This is a genomic window from Jiella marina, assembly GCF_024359545.1.
GTDB lineage: Bacteria > Pseudomonadota > Alphaproteobacteria > Rhizobiales > Rhizobiaceae > Jiella.
Genome location: NZ_JAKQZG010000004.1, coordinates 317,769 through 334,510 on the forward strand (window position 1 = coordinate 317,769; position 16,742 = coordinate 334,510).

14 protein-coding genes are annotated in these 16,742 nt (G+C 63.6%); 8 read left to right on the forward strand and 6 right to left on the reverse strand.

Going from position 1 to position 16,742, the window contains the following annotated elements; translation table 11 throughout:
• Positions 1–37 precede the first annotated feature (37 nt).
• From MF134_RS09880 to olsB, 5 genes are all read left to right on the forward strand, one after another.
• On the forward strand, positions 38–1,153 hold the full coding sequence (locus MF134_RS09880) for a class I SAM-dependent methyltransferase (RefSeq protein WP_255339266.1): 1,116 nt from the start codon (positions 38–40) through the stop codon (positions 1,151–1,153).
• Positions 1,146–2,015, forward strand: a complete 870-nt coding sequence (locus MF134_RS09885; protein WP_255339267.1) for a TrmH family RNA methyltransferase — start codon at positions 1,146–1,148, stop codon at positions 2,013–2,015. Before MF134_RS09880 ends, MF134_RS09885 begins: the two co-directional genes overlap by 8 nt.
• Entirely contained in the window at positions 2,012–2,509 is a 498-nt protein-coding gene (gene lspA, locus MF134_RS09890) for a signal peptidase II (RefSeq protein ID WP_255339268.1), read from the forward strand. The genes MF134_RS09885 and lspA overlap by 4 nt, the downstream gene beginning before the upstream one ends.
• A 58-nt stretch (positions 2,510–2,567) precedes the next feature.
• Positions 2,568–3,560 carry an acrylyl-CoA reductase (NADPH) gene (gene acuI, locus MF134_RS09895; RefSeq protein WP_255339269.1) on the forward strand — a complete coding sequence of 331 codons (993 nt, stop codon included), beginning with the start codon at positions 2,568–2,570 and terminating at the stop codon, positions 3,558–3,560.
• Between the two features lie 361 nt (positions 3,561–3,921).
• Positions 3,922–4,761 carry a l-ornithine N(alpha)-acyltransferase gene (gene olsB, locus MF134_RS09900; RefSeq protein ID WP_255339352.1) on the forward strand — a complete coding sequence of 280 codons (840 nt, stop codon included), beginning with the start codon at positions 3,922–3,924 and terminating at the stop codon, positions 4,759–4,761.
• A gap of 97 nt (positions 4,762–4,858) precedes the next feature.
• Here olsB and MF134_RS09905 read toward each other — a convergent pair whose 3' ends face one another.
• Together MF134_RS09905 and bmt are read right to left on the reverse strand one after the other, a co-directional pair.
• Positions 4,859–8,038 carry an EAL domain-containing protein gene (locus MF134_RS09905; RefSeq protein ID WP_255339270.1) on the reverse strand — a complete coding sequence of 1,060 codons (3,180 nt, stop codon included), beginning with the start codon at positions 8,036–8,038 and terminating at the stop codon, positions 4,859–4,861.
• A 322-nt stretch (positions 8,039–8,360) separates the two neighbouring features.
• Positions 8,361–9,272 (reverse strand): betaine--homocysteine S-methyltransferase, encoded by a 912-nt coding sequence (gene bmt, locus MF134_RS09910; protein ID WP_255339271.1) that lies wholly within the window; start codon positions 9,270–9,272, stop codon positions 8,361–8,363.
• 180 nt (positions 9,273–9,452) lie between these two features.
• On the opposite strand from bmt, the gene MF134_RS09915 reads away from it, so the two are divergent.
• Positions 9,453–9,698: a hypothetical protein gene (locus MF134_RS09915; RefSeq protein WP_255339272.1), complete on the forward strand. Its 246-nt coding sequence runs from the start codon at positions 9,453–9,455 to the stop codon at positions 9,696–9,698.
• A 66-nt stretch (positions 9,699–9,764) separates the two neighbouring features.
• On the opposite strand, the gene MF134_RS09920 is transcribed toward MF134_RS09915, so the two are convergent.
• The 3 genes from MF134_RS09920 to MF134_RS09930 all read right to left on the reverse strand — a co-directional run bounded on the left by MF134_RS09920 (position 9,765) and on the right by MF134_RS09930 (position 13,029).
• On the reverse strand, positions 9,765–10,856 hold the full coding sequence (locus tag MF134_RS09920) for a quaternary amine ABC transporter ATP-binding protein (protein WP_255339273.1): 1,092 nt from the start codon (positions 10,854–10,856) through the stop codon (positions 9,765–9,767).
• Positions 10,849–11,739, reverse strand: coding sequence for an ABC transporter permease (locus MF134_RS09925; RefSeq protein ID WP_255339353.1), 891 nt, complete (start codon positions 11,737–11,739; stop codon positions 10,849–10,851). Before MF134_RS09925 ends, MF134_RS09920 begins: the two co-directional genes overlap by 8 nt.
• A 291-nt stretch (positions 11,740–12,030) precedes the next feature.
• Complete coding sequence (locus MF134_RS09930) at positions 12,031–13,029, reverse strand: ABC transporter substrate-binding protein (protein ID WP_255339274.1); 999 nt, start codon at positions 13,027–13,029, stop codon at positions 12,031–12,033.
• A gap of 359 nt (positions 13,030–13,388) precedes the next feature.
• Here MF134_RS09930 and MF134_RS09935 point away from each other — a divergent pair, with 359 nt between their 5' ends.
• Together MF134_RS09935 and MF134_RS09940 are read left to right on the forward strand one after the other, a co-directional pair.
• The gene (locus MF134_RS09935) at positions 13,389–14,123 is read left to right on the forward strand and encodes a DUF4396 domain-containing protein (RefSeq protein ID WP_255339275.1); all 735 of its coding nucleotides are present in this window, start codon (positions 13,389–13,391) and stop codon (positions 14,121–14,123) included.
• A 93-nt stretch (positions 14,124–14,216) separates the two neighbouring features.
• Positions 14,217–14,555 carry a DUF2147 domain-containing protein gene (locus tag MF134_RS09940; protein ID WP_255339276.1) on the forward strand — a complete coding sequence of 113 codons (339 nt, stop codon included), beginning with the start codon at positions 14,217–14,219 and terminating at the stop codon, positions 14,553–14,555.
• Positions 14,556–14,718: 163 nt separating this feature from the next.
• On the opposite strand, the gene MF134_RS09945 is transcribed toward MF134_RS09940, so the two are convergent.
• Positions 14,719–16,581: a transglycosylase domain-containing protein gene (locus MF134_RS09945; protein ID WP_255339277.1), complete on the reverse strand. Its 1,863-nt coding sequence runs from the start codon at positions 16,579–16,581 to the stop codon at positions 14,719–14,721.
• Positions 16,582–16,742: the final 161 nt, after the last annotated feature.

Below are 16,742 nucleotides of genomic sequence, written 5' to 3' on the forward strand. Positions count from 1 at the left end.
AGAGCGAATTCGATCACACAAGGGCAGGAGAGTCGCCTTGGCGCGCAGCCGCCGTCCCCAGAAAACCGACGCGCGCAGCCGTCCGGCCCGTGCCGCACGAGGCGATTCGCGCGGGGCCCGGGACGAGGCGGGCGCCGCGAAGGCGGCCAAACCTCAAGGGCGGGCAAAGGCACGGGACGAGGCGCCCGCCGAGCCACGTAGCCAGACGAACCGTCTCGAACTGGCCGCGCCGATCGGCGAGCGCCCGCGTCTCCAAGCCCCGGTGATGCTGGTGGTGCGGCCGGGCGACGACTATGCCCTGATCGACACGGGAGACAGCGAGAAGCTCGAGCGATACGGGCCTCATTTCGTGCGCCGGCCGGAAAACCAGGCGATCTGGCCACGCCGCCTCGCCGCGGCCGAGTGGGACGCCGCCCATGCCGTGTTCTCGGGCGATACCGAGGAAGAGGGACTTGGCCGCTGGCGATTTCCCGGTGAGCCGCTGGGCGAGACCTGGCCGCTTTCGCATGACGATCTGTCCTATCTCGGCCGCTTCACCTCCTTCCGCCATGTCGGCGTGTTTCCCGAACAGGCCGAGCACTGGGCTTTCATGGAACGGCGCATCGCGGCCCGACTAGCAGCCGGCCGGCAGCCCCGCGTTCTGAACCTGTTTGGCTATACCGGCCTCGCTTCGCTGCTTGCTGCCCGCGCCGGTGCCGAGGTCACCCATGTGGATGCCTCCAAAAAGGCGATCGCCTGGGCGCGGGAGAACCAGGAAGTCGCCGGCCTGCTCGACAAGCCGATCCGCTGGATCTGCGAGGATGCGGTGCGCTACGCCGAGCGGGAGGTGAAGCGCGGAAGTCGTTACGACATCATCCTTCTCGATCCGCCGAAATTCGGACGCGGTCCCAAGGGCGAGACCTGGGAGCTTTTCGAGGATCTGCCCTATCTCCTGGGGCTCACCCGGGCGCTTCTCGCCGAACCGGCGGATTCCGTCGTTCTGACGGCCTATTCGATCCGCGCCTCCTTCTATTCGCTCGGCGCCCTGATGGGCGAAGCGTTCCGGGGCCTTGGCGGGCGCATCGAAGCGGGCGAACTCTTGATTTCGGAAGCCGGAGAAGAACCCCGCCTCCTGTCCACATCGCTCTTCAGCCGCTGGATCGCCGATGACTGACACCCACCGCAAGGACCTGCCGACTCCTCGCGCCATCGGCGCGCCGGGGCGGGTGAAGGAGGTCGCGAGCGCCGCCAATCCGATCGTCAAGGATATTCGCGCGCTCTCCCAGAAGCGCCATCGCGACGAGACCGGACTGTTTCTGGTCGAGGGGCTGAAGCTCGTGCTCGACGGGCTCGAGGCCGGCTGGCAGTTGAAGACGCTGGTCGTCGCCAAGGCCGCGCTCGAAGGCGGCAGCGAGACCCTGATGCGGGCGGTCTCCCGCGCCGTGGCGCTCGGCACCGACGTTCTGGAAGCGAGCAACAAGGTTCTGGAGGCGATCACCCGGCGCGACAATCCGCAGACGGCGGTCGGCGTCTTCCAGAAGCAGTTGACGCCGCTCATGAAATTCGATCTGGCGGCGGGCCGTGTGGCCGTCGCCCTCGACCGGGTGCGCGATCCCGGCAATCTCGGGACCATCCTGCGTACGGCGGATGCCGCCGGCGCCGAGGCGGTGATCCTGATCGGCGACTGCGTCGATCCGTTTTCGCTGGAAACCGTCCGGGCGACGATGGGGTCGATCTTCGCGGTGCCGATCATCCGGACGAAGGAAGCGGACTTCCTCGCCTGGCGGGCAGGCTTCCAGGGCAAGCTGTTCGGAACCCACATGACCGGCACGACCGACTATCGCGAGCCCGATTATGGGGCCTCGGCGACGCTATTGATGATGGGCAACGAGCAGGCGGGGCTGACCGCCGGCCTTGCGGAAAGCTGCGACCTGCTGGTGCGCATTCCGCAGATCGGGCGGGCCGACAGTCTCAATCTGGCGGTCGCGACCGGCATCATGCTCTTCGAGGCACGGCGGGGGGCACTCAGCCTGTGAAACATCGTCTCCTCCTGATCAATCTCCTCGTCGTTACCGTCGCGGTCGTTCTCGATCAGGCCATCAAGGCTCTTGTCGTGGCGACGATGGCCTTGGGCTCCGCCATCGAACTGCTGCCGTTTCTCGCGCTCTATCACGCGCGCAACACCGGCATCGCCTTCTCGATGTTCTCCGATTTCGGCGATATCGGACTGGCCCTTCTGTCCGGGACAGTTCTCGTCGTCGTCCTGATCCTGTGGGTGAAGACGCCGCGCGAGCGCAAACTCACGCATTTCAGCCTGGCGATCATCGTGGGCGGGGCGATCGGCAACCTCATCGACCGGATCAGCCTCGGCTATGTCGTGGACTACGTCTATTTCCATACGCCGCTCTTCGACTTCGCCGTCTTCAATCTGGCCGATGCCTTCATCACGGTGGGCGCGATCCTGATTCTGCTCGACGAATTCGTGCTCGTCCGCTTTTCCGCGCCTGACGGGGCAGAGAGACGCGATTGACAAGCCCGCGCTGCGCCCTTTCTGCCCTTCTTCGGTCCTTTAGGCTCGGGAGGCGGATATGGCGGAGCGGTTCAAGGCGATCCTGATTTCGCGGGACGAGGCGAAGAAGCAGTCTGTCGACGTGGTCGAGATGTCGCCCGACGAGCTGATGGATGGCGATGTCGACGTCCGTGTCGAGGCGACGACCGTCAATTACAAGGACGGGCTGGCGATCACAGGCAAATCTCCCGTGGTGCGCCGCTGGCCGATGATTCCGGGCGTCGATCTGGCCGGGACCGTCGAGCGCTCCGACAATTCGCTCTGGAAGCCGGGCGACAAGGTCATCCTCAATGGCTGGGGCGTGGGCGAGACCCATTACGGTGCCTATGCCGGGCTCGCGCGGCTCAAGAGCGAATGGCTGGTGCCAAGGCCTGAGCGGTTCTCAGCCCGTGACGCCATGATCATCGGCACGGCGGGCTACACGGCGATGCTCTCGGTTCTCGCGCTGGAGAAGGCCGGTCTTTCGCCGAAGCAGGGACCGGTCGTCGTGACCGGCGCGTCGGGCGGTGTCGGCTCGTTTGCGATCGCCCTTCTCGCCAAGCGCGGATGGGAGGTTCTCGCCGTTACCGGTCGCACGGCCGAGGCGGATTATCTGAAAGGTCTGGGGGCGGCGGAAATCGTCGACCGGGCCGAGCTCTCGGAACCCGGCAACCCTCTGGCCAAGGAACGCTGGATCGCGGCCGTCGATGCGGTCGGCAGCCACACGCTGGCCAATGTCCTGGCGGCGACGCGCTACAATGGCGTGGTCACGAGCTGTGGTCTTGCCCAGGGCATGGACCTGCCGACGAGTGTCGCCCCCTTCATCCTGAGGGGCGTGACGCTTGTCGGGATCGACTCGGTCATGGCTTCGACCGAGAGGCGGGTTGAGGCGTGGCAGCGCCTTGCGGAGGATCTTGATCAGCAGGTGCTCGAATCGATCGCGAGCGATATCGGATTCGACGATCTCATCCCGACGGCGCAAGCCATCGTGGAGGGCAGGATTCGGGGCAGGGCGGTTGCGACGATCGGCTGATCGGCATCGCGGGAGGCGGTCTCGCCAACCACGCTCTTGCGGCCACAATGCGCTTTCCTGCAAGACGATTCGGTAGCTAAGCGCTCTTTATGCCCTTGTCTCCGGGGCTTTCGTACCTTCATAATGTGGCGAACCCGGTCACGAAACCGTTGCCGAAACTTCGTAGAGGCGTAACGCGAAAGCTGTCGGGTCGAGGGAGAAGACGATGGTCGCTCAGAGCATCGGGGTTGCGCAGGGCACGCGTGGTCTCCGAGATCAGGAGCTCGATGAGGATGGAAGCCGAGAACTGATCGGCCAGTCCTCTCAGGGTCTGGCCCGAAAGGAATTGGGCTCCGAAGAAGGCCCGCGCGGCCTGGGTGCGATGCAGGCGAAAATGTTGCATTTCGTTCGCCGTTTCGACTCCGCATCGCCCTTGCTCGGCCGGATCGGGAATCTCGAGGTGCGGCTGGCGCGCAATGCAGCCGAAGTGAAAGCCGCCCAGCAGCTTCGCTATCACGTCTTCTATGAGGAGATGAGCGCGCAGCCCTCCAAGCTTCAGAGGATGACGCGGCGCGACCGCGATTCCTTCGATCGCTATTGCGACCATCTCCTCGTCATCGACAACGACCGGACGGGCGCAATCGGAGACCGGATTGTCGGCACCTACCGCCTGATGCAGGGCGACAGGGCCGCGCTTGCCGGTGGTTTCTACACTGCGCAGGAATTCGACATTGCGCCGATGCTGGCCCGCCACAAGGGCCGCCGCTTTCTCGAACTCGGCCGGTCCTGTGTCCTGAAGGATTATCGCGGCAAGCGCACGGTGGAACTTCTGTGGCAGGGCATCTGGGCCTATGTGCTGCGCCACGACATCGACGTTCTGTTCGGCTGCGCCTCCCTGTCCGGTACCGATGCCAAGGCGCTGGCGGCTCCCCTTGCCTTCCTGCAGGCGAATGCGGCGGCCCCGGCGGAATGGCGCGTGCGCGCGCACGCCCATTGCGGGACCTTCTTCGATACCGCAGCGGACACGGATCCGCGTCGCGCGCTGGCCGTGCTTCCGCCGCTCTTGAAAGGCTATCTGCGGCTCGGCGGCTATGTCGGCGAGGGAGCCGTTGTCGACCATCAGTTCGGCACGACGGACGTCCTGATCGTGTTACCGCGCGAGAACATCAATCCGCGCTATGTCGGCTATTACGGAGCCGATGCGGGGCGCTTCGCCGCCTAGCTGGCGGCAGGCTGCATTCCTCTTTCGTCAGCCGGCCCGCTCCCTGCATGAGGGCAGACCGGGATCGCTCGCCCGAAGATCTGCCCAGAGCAACACGTCAGGCGAGCGCGGCGCGTCGGATGGCGTCGCCCTCCCGCTGCTTGCCCTTGATCTCGCGCAGCAGTTCACCGAGGGCCCCGTCGATGTCGCGCAGGACCTCGTCGGAGGGGAGCGGTCTGGAGAACAGATAGCCCTGCACCTCGTCGCAGCCGCGGCCGGCGAGAATCGCCAGTTGTTCGGCGGTTTCCACGCCCTCAGCGACGATCGCCAGCTTGAGGGCGCGGCCGAGATCCATCACCGCGTCGGCGATCGCCAGCGAACTCTCGTCCGCCGTCATGTTGGAGATGAAGCTGCGATCGATCTTGATCGTGTCGAAGGGGAAGGTGCGCAGATAGCTGAGCGACGAGTAGCCGGTGCCGAAATCGTCCAGTGCCAGGCGCACGCCGCGGCGCTTCAGCGCCTTCAGGATCGCGAGCGCCCTGTCTCTGTCCTCGACGAGGATGCTCTCGGTCAATTCGAGTTCGAAATCCTCCGGCGGAAAGCCCGCTTCGTCCAGCATGGCCAGCACGTTCTCGACGAAACCGCGATTGCGGAGCTGGTGACCGCTGACATTGACGCTGATCCGCGCACCGCCGAGCCTCTCGAGGCTCTGACGGCAGGCTTCGCGGATCACCCAACTGCCGATCTCCTCGATCTTTCCGGACTGTTCGGCGATCGGAATGAAGATCGCCGGGCTGATCAGGCCGCGCTTGGGATGGTCCCAGCGCGCCAGAACCTCGTAGCTTTCCACGATGCCGCTCTTCAGCCCGACACGGGGCTGGAAGCACAGGAACAATTCGTCATTGGCCACGGCTTGGGCGAGGTCCGCCTCGAGCTCGCGCCGCACCTTCAGTTCCGTATCCATGCCGGGTTCGAAGCCGGCGAAGGTGTTCCGGCCGCTGCGCTTGGCGTGATAGAGGGCAACGTCGGCGCGTGAGATGATCGTTTCCGGATCGACCGCATCGCGCGGCGCAAGCGCGAAGCCGGCGCTGGCGCCGGGACGCAGGCGGACCCCATGGCCCACATTCAGCGGGTTTCCCAAAGCCCGCACGACCCGGTAGGCGAGATCGGCCACCTGATTGCTGAAGGACACCTTCGGGATGATGATGGCGAATTCGTCGCCACCCAGCCGGGCGATGATTCCGCTGTCCCCAACCGTCTGGCGAAGTCGGTCGGCCGTTACCGTCAGGACCGTGTCGCCTGCCGGGTGGCCATAGAGATCGTTGATATCCTTGAAGCGGTCCAGATCCAGCGTGATCAGCGCGGCCAGCTGCTTTTTCTCCTTGGCCAATTCCACCGTCTTCTCCAGATGGCTGGTAAAGAGGATCCGGTTGGGCAGGCCCGTCAGGGCATCGTGATGGGCGGAGAAGCGAAGCTTTTCTTCTGCCGCCTTGCGTTCTGAGAGGTCGACGAAGGCCATGACCTTGGCCTTGATGCCACGAATCTCGATCTCGCGGGAACGCACTTCCACCGGAATGAGCGCCCCGTCGCGGCGGTACAGATCCACCTCGAAGGCCTTGGTCTGCTCGTCCTCGATGACGAGTTTGAGGACCTCGCGCTGGTTGGCCGCCACCAGATCGGCGACCGGCAGGCCCTTCAGCCGTCCATTCACTTCGCCGACAAGACGGGCAAGGGCTGCGTTGGTGTCGACAATCCGATCCTCGACCACCACGGCGAGACCCTCGAAGGCGGCGTCGGCGATCGCCGTGAGCCTTTCCGCTTCGCGACGGGCCGCCTGCAGCGTCTCCTTGTGGCGGCGGGCGGTCTCGGAATTCTCGATCCCGTCGAGAAATGCGTTGAACAGGCGCGTGACGCGCTCGGACTCGTCGCCTGCCTCGACGGGAAGTCGGTGGCTGAGATTCACCTTTCCGCTGATGATCTCCTCGAGCGCGGTCTCCATGTTGCCAATGCCGAGGGTGGTGTCGTGCTCGGCCTGGTTCAGGCCGCGTTCCTCGTCGGCGGCGCTGACGCGGATCGGCTTGACCCGGTCGATGAGCTTGAAGAAGCCGAAGGCCAGCGGGAAGACCCAGAGGAAGTTGATACCCGCCCCCGCACTCTGGAGCGCGAGCTGGGTCAGGCGGTCCTGAGCCGGCAGCAGCTCGACCGGCGCGAGCAGGGCGAGACCAAGGGTGCCCGTGATGCCGGCAAAGCCATGACAGCCGATGGCGCCCACGGCGTCGTCAATCTTGCAGCGCTCGACGAGATCATTGCCGCACAAGGCCACCAGCCCGCCGAGAAAGCCCAACGCCATCGCGCCCGATCCGCCGACCAGATGGCATCCGGCGGTGATCGCCACCAGCCCGCCGATCATGCCGCAGACCGGTTTTTCGGGGAGGGTCAGACCATCCCTGTAGAGGCCGTAGAGATAACCGATCGTGCCGCCGGCGCCGGCCGCCAGAACGGTGTTGGCGACGATGTGGGCGATATCCGGCGAAGCGGTGATGGTCGAGCCACCATTGAAGCCGATCCAGCCGACGAAGATGATCATCGCCCCGGCCGTGGCGAGAACGGCGCTGTGCCCGGGAATGCGCCGCGCCGTGCCATCCGGCTGGAATCGGCCAATGCGCGGCCCGAGCACGATGCAGGCAGCGAGCGAAATCCACGCCCCCGTCGAATGGACGACGGTCGAGCCGGCGAAGTCGACAAAGCCCATATTGGCAAGAAAGGCCGATGAGCTGGGGCCGAGGGCGGCGCCCCAGGCCCAATGGGTGAAGATCGGGTAGATAAAGGCGGCAATGAAGACCGTGGTCAGCCCGTAGACGGAGAGCCGCAATCGCTCTGCCGCCGCGCCCGAGACGATGGTGGCAGCCGTGCCGCAGAACATCACCTGGAAGGCGAAGAATGCATATTCACTGCTGCTTACGTTGTTGAGGAAAGCAAAGCGCAGCTCGTTGCCGAAGCCCCAGCCGGAATCCCGACCGAAGGCCAGCATGAAGCCGACCGCAGCAAATGCGACGATGGAGAGGAGCAGGTCGAGAACGTTCTTCTGGGCGACATTGACCGAGTTCTTCGAACGAACGAGGCCGGCTTCGAGAAGCATGAAGCCCATCTGCATCAGCAACACGAGCGCCGCCGACGTCAGGACCCAGACATAGATGTCGGGAGCCGGAAGCGCGCTGGTCGGCTCGAGGACTTCGGACGCTTCGCCTCGAACGGGAAAGGTCAAGAGAATGGTCGCGCAAGCTACAGATCGCCGCATGAACGTGTTCCCGCGAGAAGTTCAACCTGTTCGATAAAATGGCTGCCTTATTAATCAAATCTGAAAATTCGCCGCTTTCGGTCCTGTTTTCAAAAATTTCGTTTGTAACCATTGCCCATCGGACACTCTCCGAGGGGGCTGGGAGGATTAAGGCGGAGCGAACCCGTCATCGCGGGGCCGTCGAGGCGGATGAGCCGGACTGATTCGGAGCAGCGGGGCGACTTTTTCGATAACCTGGATGCGCGACCCCATTATTCGTTCGTTTCGAGCGCCACGTCTTCGATGTCACTCCGCCTGTGGCTGTCCGCGGGGACGGCGGCGCTCATTGAGCGGTCGGTTGGGGACCCGGCCCATGAGCGTCGATCGCTTTCCGCATCGCCCTGACGAGTGCCGGCGTGGTGCCACAGCAACCGCCGACGATCCGGGCGCCAAGTTCGACCGCTCGCAGGGCATAGGCTGCCATCTCTTCCGCCGCCACTTCGTAGACGGCTCGGCCATCGACCAGCCGAGGCAGGCCGCAGTTCGCCTTGAGGGCAAGAGGGCTCCGGCTGTTCCTGGCGAGTTCGATACCCGCCGTCAGGGTTTCAGCAAGGCCGGCTCCGCAATTGGCCCCGATGGCGACCGGCGCCGGGTCGAGCTGTTCAAGCGCGGTGCGAAAGGCGCTCGGAGAAACGCCGGTGGCTGTCCGGCCGGCGCGTTCGAAGCTCGCCGTGACGACAAAGGGCAAGTCGCAGGCGATAGCCGCTCTGGCCGCGGCCAGAGCCTCTTCGACGGTCGCAATGGTCTCGATCCAGACCAGATCGGCGCCACCGGCCTTCAATCCCGCAATCTGCTCCGCGAAGGCTTCGCTCGCCGCCTTGATTGAAAGCGTCCCGTGCGGAGCAACACCAAGACCGGTCGGGCCGACCGACCCTGCAACGGCTATGATCCGGTCCGAGCGGTCCGCCACGTCGCGGGCGAGCGCGGCCGCGCATCGGTTGAGCGCAAAAGCCTCTCCTTGGGCATTCCAGGGCCAGAGCCGAAAACGATTGGCCCCAAAGGAACAGGTGAGAATGATGTCCGAACCGTTGGCGACGAAGGCGCTGTGCAAGGCGGCGATCCGCTCGGGATGACGGGTCAGCCACGTTTCAGGAGCGACACCGGGCGTAAGTCCGACTTCGAAGAGGTTGGTGGCCATCGCACCGTCGGCCAGGAGTGCCGGTTGGCGCAGGAGACCGGCGAGTCGGTCAGACATCGGAGAGGTCCCGTTCTTGCAGATCCTGTGGAGGGTCGGCAGGTGAGTTCAACCTGAACTTCGCCGGCAAGCTTCGCGCCAGCTTGCAGTGCTCAGATTTCCGCAAATGAGGCGGCAAGAAGGCGGCCACGCCGCTGGGTCAGGCCGCTCGCCGGAGTGTTCTGCTAGGAGATTCTCGCCGTGTTCGACCGATCCGTGAAGCGTCTGGAGGATCCGGAAGTGGTCACCGCGCTGATTCGAAGCCTTCTCGAAGCCGGCTACGAGCGCGAGACGATCGAGACCGCGCTGATCAGACAGGCGCCGGTCGATCTCGATCTGCTGGCGGATTGTTACCTTCGCCTGACAATGGCCAGCGCCGCACTCGCGCAGGCCGCCGAGGAGCACTCCGAAAACGCGGCGCATATCCGGCAGCGTTCGGCGGCATAAGCTGGCAAAGCGCGGACTGGCGGCGACCAGCGCTCTGCCCCGGTCGCCGATACGCCGTGCGGCAGCCTACGACGGCTGCTTCTCCGCCTCGGCGACACCCGTCTCCTCTTCCAGCGCTTCCTTGAGAACCGGCGTCGCCATCCCCGCCATGACAGAGCGCATGGTCAGGGTCCCGAGCGGCTTGCCTGCATCGTCGACCACATGGGCGTTGTCGATGCCCTCTTCGGTCATGCGACGCGCGACTTCCTCCAGCACCGTGCCTTCCTCGACCGGAAAACTCTCCGAAGCCGCGACCGAAGCCGGGGCCGGGGTCTCCATGATCGTTTCCGCCTGGATCACCCGGCCGCGATTGACCTCGCGGACGAAGGACGAGATGTACTCGTCCGCCGGATCGAGCACGATCTCCTGCGCCGTACCCTGCTGGACGATTTCGCCATCCCGCAGGATGGCGATCTTGTCGCCCAGCCGGAGTGCCTCGTCGAGATCGTGGGTGATGAAGACGATGGTCTTGGCGAGTTCCTTCTGCAGATCCAGCAGGACGGTCTGCATGTCGGTGCGGATCAGTGGGTCGAGCGCCGAGAAGGCCTCGTCCATGAGAAGGATGTCCGCGTCGGTCGCGAGCGCCCGGGCAAGGCCGACGCGCTGCTGCATGCCGCCGGAAAGCTGGGCGGGGTAGTTGTCCTCGTAGCCGCCGAGACCCACGCGCTCGATCCAGCGCGCCGCCGCCTTCCTCTGCTCGGCCTTGGACTTGCCCATGACGTGCAGCCCATAGCAGACATTGTCCATGACGGTCTTGTGGGGCAGGAGCGCAAAGCGCTGGAACACCATGGAGATCTTGTGCCGGCGAAACTCCCGGAGTTGCTTGGCCGACATCTTCAGGACGTCCTCCCCATTGACCAGCACCTCGCCGGCTGAGGGTTCGATCAGCCGGTTGAGGTGACGGATCAGCGTGGACTTGCCGGAGCCGGACAGCCCCATGACGACCTGAATGCTTGCGGCCGGCATGTCGATATTGATGTCCCTGAGACCGAGCACGTGCCCGTATTCGGCCAGGAGTTCGGTCTTCGAGAGGCCCTGCTTGACCTTCTCGACCATGGCGCGGTCGTTGTTGCCGAAGATCTTGTAGAGATTGCGAACCTTGATCGCGGTCTCAGCCATGGGACGCCTCCCGGTGGCGCTGCAGGCGCTGGCCATAGGCCTGGCTGGCGCGGTCGAAGATGATGGCGATGGCGACGATCGCGAGACCGTTGAGCACGCCCTGAGTGAAGTACTGGTTGGTGATCGCCTGAAGCACCGGCTGGCCGAGGCCGCGCACGCCGATCAGTGACGCGACGACCACCATGGCAAGCGCCATCATGATGGTCTGATTGATGCCGGCCATGATCGTCGGCAGGGACAGGGGAAGCTGCACTTCGACGAGTTTCTGCCAGCTGGACGAGCCGAAGGCGTTGGCGGCTTCCAGAACCTCCTTGTCGACCAGCCGGATCCCGAGATTGGTCAGCCGGATGATCGGCGGCATGGCGTAGATCACGACGACGATGAGACCGGGGATCAGGCCGATGCCGAGCAGCATGACGATCGGGATCAGATAGACGAAGGACGGCATCGTCTGCATCACGTCGAGAATCGGATTGACCGTCGCCTGCAGCTTGTCTGACCGCGACATCAGGATGCCGATCGGCATGCCGACGACGATCGCGAGCAGGGTGCAAACGGTGATGATCGACAGCGTGCGCATCGTGTCTTCCCACATGCCGAAGACGCCGATGAGGACGAGCGCGACGAAGCTTCCGATCGTGATCTTCTTCGAGCGACTGGCGAACCAGACGATCGCCGTGATGGCCGCCAGGATGATCCACCATGGCGTTTCGATCAGAATGTTTTCGAACCAGAGAAGAAAGTCGAGAAGGGGCCGGAAGAAGGCCTCGATCGAGTCACCCCACGCGCGTGAGAAATCGCGGTATTGTTGATCGATCGTCCGCGACATCAGTCGCAGATTGCGACCCGCGATCTGGGGAAATTCCACCAGCCATTCCGGCATCCAGTTGAACAGCCAATCCAATGGTCAGGATCCCTTTGTTGTTCTTGCAGGCGTTTTCGCCTGTCCTTTTCCTGTGAAGTCGATTCTCGGAGTGTTTGGTAGGCGGCCCACTCCGATCACTCGAAAAAAAATCCCGGGCGGCGATGGTGCCACCCGGGAATTTCTCATTGCGATGCGCCGACTCCGCATTCCTTCGCGTGACGCAGAGCGCAGCGAGGCCAAGGCGCCGGGTTCGCACCCGTAAAGACAACGGCCCGTGTCGCGCCCACAGCATCGGCTCGCATGGCTAGATCAAAGCGCGTCCTTGATCTTCTCGGCCGCTTCCGGGGAAACCCAGTCGGTCCAGATGTCCTCGTTGTTTTCCAGGAAATAATAGGCCGTGTCCTCGCCGGTGGCCTGGTTGTCTTCCTTCCAGGCCAGGAGCTTGTTGACGGTGTCGTTGCCCCAGGCGCGGGTGTTCAGATACTCCTTTACGCCGTTCTTCATCTCGTCGACCTTGGGGGTGACGACAGTGTAGACCTCAGACTTGGTCCAGGCGTTCTTCTTCGGATCCTCGCAGTCGGCGACCGTGGTGCAGTTCTGCCATTCCTCGGGATCATGCTCGACGCCGAAGTCGAGCTTCACCATCGGGTATTTGCCGAGAATGGCGGTCGGGGCCCAGTAGTAGCCGAACCACGGATCCTCGTTCTCGTAGGCATTGGCGATCGAGCCGTCGAGGCCGGCTGCCGAGCCGGTATCGACCAGCACGAAGCCCTTCTCCTCCGCGTCGAACGCTTCGAAAAGGTTCGCCGAGGTGATCTGGCAACCCCAACCGGCCGGGCAGTTGTAGAAGGCGCCCTTGGAAGGATCTTCCTTGGAAGGGAAGAGCTCGGGGTGGCTGAAGGCATCCTCGACCGTCTTGATCTCGGGATGGGCCTCGGCGAAGTACTGCGGGATCCAGAAGCCTTCCTCGCCACCGTCCGACAGGACCTCGGCAGCGTATTCGACGGTTCCCTCATCGACGGCGGAGTCGATCTGTTCGCGGAACTGGTTGATCCACATTTCCGGGGCGACGTCCGGCTCCTGCTTTTCCGTCATGGAGGCGAAGGTCGGCATGGTGTCGCCCGGGACGAGACGTGCCGAGCAGTCGTAACCCTCTTCCAGAATGATCTTGTCGATCGAGGCCATGACCTCGGCTGATGCCCAGTTCATGTTGGAAATCGTCAGATCGCAACTCTCCTGCGCGGAGGCGGTCGCGGAAAATCCAAATGTTGCGGCTGCGACCACAGTCGATGCGAGAAGCTTCTTCATGCCTTCTCCCCAATTTCTTGTTTTCGACAAGTATCCCGAAGCATACTGTCAGGAACGAGAGTGCACGCTGGTTTCTTTCGCATCATGGTCATCACTGCGAATTCGACCAGCGCGGTCCGTCGGTGGATGACCACAACGAAGCTAGACTTTGTGGAAGCCAAAGCCAACGCCTTTTTTCTGCTGCAGCCGGCAAACGAACGCCACCGATCCAATCTGCGCGGAAATGTCCCGCCGATCGGCAGTCGGCAGCGCAGATGCTTAGCTGTGCGAGCAATTCGGCGGAAGCAGGCGAAACCACCCGGATCGCGCGGCGTTCGGCACGCAAACGGAAATCCTGTGTGCGTAAAAGGGGTGTTTCAATGATACCGGAATGGCTTCATGGGCTCGCGATCGTAATGCTGGCGATCGGCTTCGTCTCGGCTGCGATCATCGCTGTCGACGTCATGCGTCATCCTCAACATATGACGATCATGAACTTCGTCTGGCCGGTCACCGGCCTTTATGCCGGGCCACTCGCGATCTGGGGTTATTGGACCTATGGCCGGCTTGCGCGGCACGAGGTCGCCCATGCCGCCATGCAGAACGACGAGCCAATGCCGCACAAGAAGCTGACGCCGTTTCCGGTCAAGGTGGGCAAGGGGGCGACCCATTGCGGCGCCGGCTGCACCCTAGGCGACATCGTGGCCGAATGGCTGGTCTTCCTGGTTCCCGTCATCGCCGTCTGGTTCGGCTATGAAAGCCTGTTCGGGGAGAAGATCTTCGCGGCCTGGATCGTCGACTACATCTTCGCCTTCATCTTCGGCGTTGCCTTTCAGTATGCAACGATCGTCCCCATGCGCGGCCTGTCCCCGGGCAAAGGGCTGATCGAAGCGGTCAAGGCCGACACGCTCTCGCTGACATCTTGGCAGATCGGCATGTACGGCTTCATGGCGCTCATGCATTTCTGGGTCTTTGGCGCTATCCTCGGTGCCAAGCTCGAGGTGAACACCGTGGAGTTCTGGGCGTCCATGCAGATCGCCATGATCTGCGGCTTTCTGACTTCCTACCCGGTGAACTGGTGGCTCATCCGGAAGGGCATCAAGGAGGCGATGTAGGGGACGGCGCCGCGTCGGGGCGCCGGGGCGTCAACAAATCGCCATAGGGAGCGCTCAAGGAGACGCTCCCCCGAAGCAGAAGATGATTGTCCGATGAAAAAGACCATTCTCACCCTGGCTGCCCTGGCTGCATTCTCCGCCCCGTCCCTCGCGGCCGATCCGATCCTCGGCAAGTGGCGGGCGCCCGGTGGCGGCATCGTCCATGTGACCTCCTGCGGCGGCAGCTATTGCGCCACGGTGGTCAGCGGCCAGCACAAGGGCAAGGCCGTTGGGCGCATGAACGGCCAGAACGGTGAGTATACCGGCTCCGTGACAGATCCCCGCGACGACCGCACCTATTCCGGCAGCGCCACCGTCGGCGGCGGAACGCTGAAGCTGACCGGCTGTGCCCTCAAGATCTTCTGCAAGACGCAGGTCTGGACGCGCGTCTGATTTGAGCGCCATCGGCAGTGATCGCCGGTCGCGCTCCGGTCCTTCAGGCTATCTCTGATCTTGCACTCGACTTCCCGGCATCCTGCTGAATGCCATGCGCGGCTAAGCTTGCCGGGCGTCGTCATCAAAGTGCCAACCGCCCGATTGATTACTACCCGACCGGTTAAAGGTCCTTCGTATCCCGGCGCGCGACGACGGTCGGTGTCTCGCAACCCAGCGGACCCGGGTTCTCTTCGCCATGGATGTTGGCGTTGAGATTGCGCGTCAGCGGGACCAGCGCATGGGACGACAGGCGCTGTCTGAGCTTCCCGGTGTCGCTCGCTTCGGCCGAGACCAGCACCGTATAGGCCTTGGTGAAAGTGATCAGGGTAATCTGGCGGTTGTCGTCCGAGGTCCCGGTCTTCGCCGCCACGTCATGGATGAAGCGACTGCCATTGGCGGTGCCGTCCGGTCCCGTCGTCGCCAGAAGCATCTTGTGCAGCGTGTCGAAGCCCCCCACCAGTCGGCTGTCGCTTGGCAGAGGTTCCGCCGATGTCGCGAACACGACCTTCTGGCTTTCGCGGTCGCGGGCTTCCTTCACGATCAGAGGGCCGTTCGCCACCTCTCCGCAACTCGCCACCGTGACATAGGCATCCAGGAGCTGCATCAGCTTGACCGGCTCGGCACCGAGGGCGAGTGCGCGATCCGAACCACGGGTGAAGCGAAAATCGGTCGCCATGCGCTCCATGGCCGAATTGGCACAGGGTCGGCCGAACCGGCGCATCATCCGCACGAACGGCGGATTCCGGCTCATCGCCAAGGCCTTTTCCAATGTAATTTCGTTGAGATAGCGACGGTCGGCATTCCTGACCGGCGGAATGCCGACGGGAGAATCGTCGACCTTGGTCGCGGCAGTCCAGCCCTGCTCGACGAGGGCGCACAGCGTCAGAAGCGGCTTCACCGTCGAGCCCGGATAGAGGCTCCCATCGGGAGACGCCACCATCGCCTCGATCCCGCCGGTCTTGTTGTTGACCACCACGGCCGTCAGCCGGTCGTAGCCCGCCCGTGCGATCCGCGGATAGTATTTCTCGATCGCACTTTCGAGATAGAGCTGGGTTTCGGAGGAATAGAAGGTCACCACGTCGAGGCGTTGATCCGCCTCACCGAACTGGCCGGCCAGCCGGGCGATCGCGAGATTGCGCGCCGAGCCGAACTGGTCCGACAACCGCCGGTGCTCCTTGAAGGCATAGGCGGCAAAGCGCCGCGGCAGGGTGTCGTCGGCGACGGCTTCGGCCGTCAGGGTCGTCGGCGCGATCCCCATGGTCGTCAGCAAGAGCCGCGCCTGACGCATGTTCAGCGGCTTGGTCGGGTTGCCGGTGGTCGGGTTCTTGATGGTGACCGCGAGGCTGGCCGCCATGTCGGGTGTGAATTCCACCCGCTGGGAGCGTTCGCGCTTGAACGAATAATCGAAATAGTAGCGGGCAGCCGCTTCGATGCCCTTGGTGTTGTGCCCCATGAAGGGCGTGTTCAGGTAGAACTCCAGCAGTTCTTCCTTGCTGAAGCGCCATTCCAGCCAGAGTGCGATCGCCAGTTCGTCGAACTTGCGTTTGAAGTCGCGGCGGCTGCCCACATAGATCTGCTTGGCCAGTTGCTGGGTGATGGTGGAGCCGCCGCGCGGGTCGTCGCCGAATTGGCTGATCAAGGCCTTGCCGATGGCGATCGGGTTGAAGCCGGGGTGATAGAAGAACCAGGAGTCTTCCGACGTGAGGATGGCCTCACGCATGACCTCCGGAACGTCCTGATAGTCCACATACATCATCTCTTCGGTCGGGGCGTTCCAGGGCTTCGCCCGGTGCTTGTCGAGGTCGACGACGAGACGGTTGGAGTGAACACGCTGGAGCGTCGTGGCGACGCTGGCGCCGTAACGGGCGGCAGTCGCGTTGACCCAGCTCTGGACGAGAGCGAGCCCGCAGCCGAAGAACAGGATGAGGACGGAGATGACGAGCCAGATCGTCGAGTATCGGCGCCCCTCGGCTTCGTCGGTCATGAAACGTTCCCCGTCACCTTATCGGAGCGTTAACCATGTCAACATGGGGACGATCCGATTCAGCCGCAACGAAATCGTTGGACTACTCCCGATCGCGACGCCCTCATGGCGCATGGGGCCGACCTCCCGCCGGCACCGGTCCAAGTGGAAGACGCAGAAGA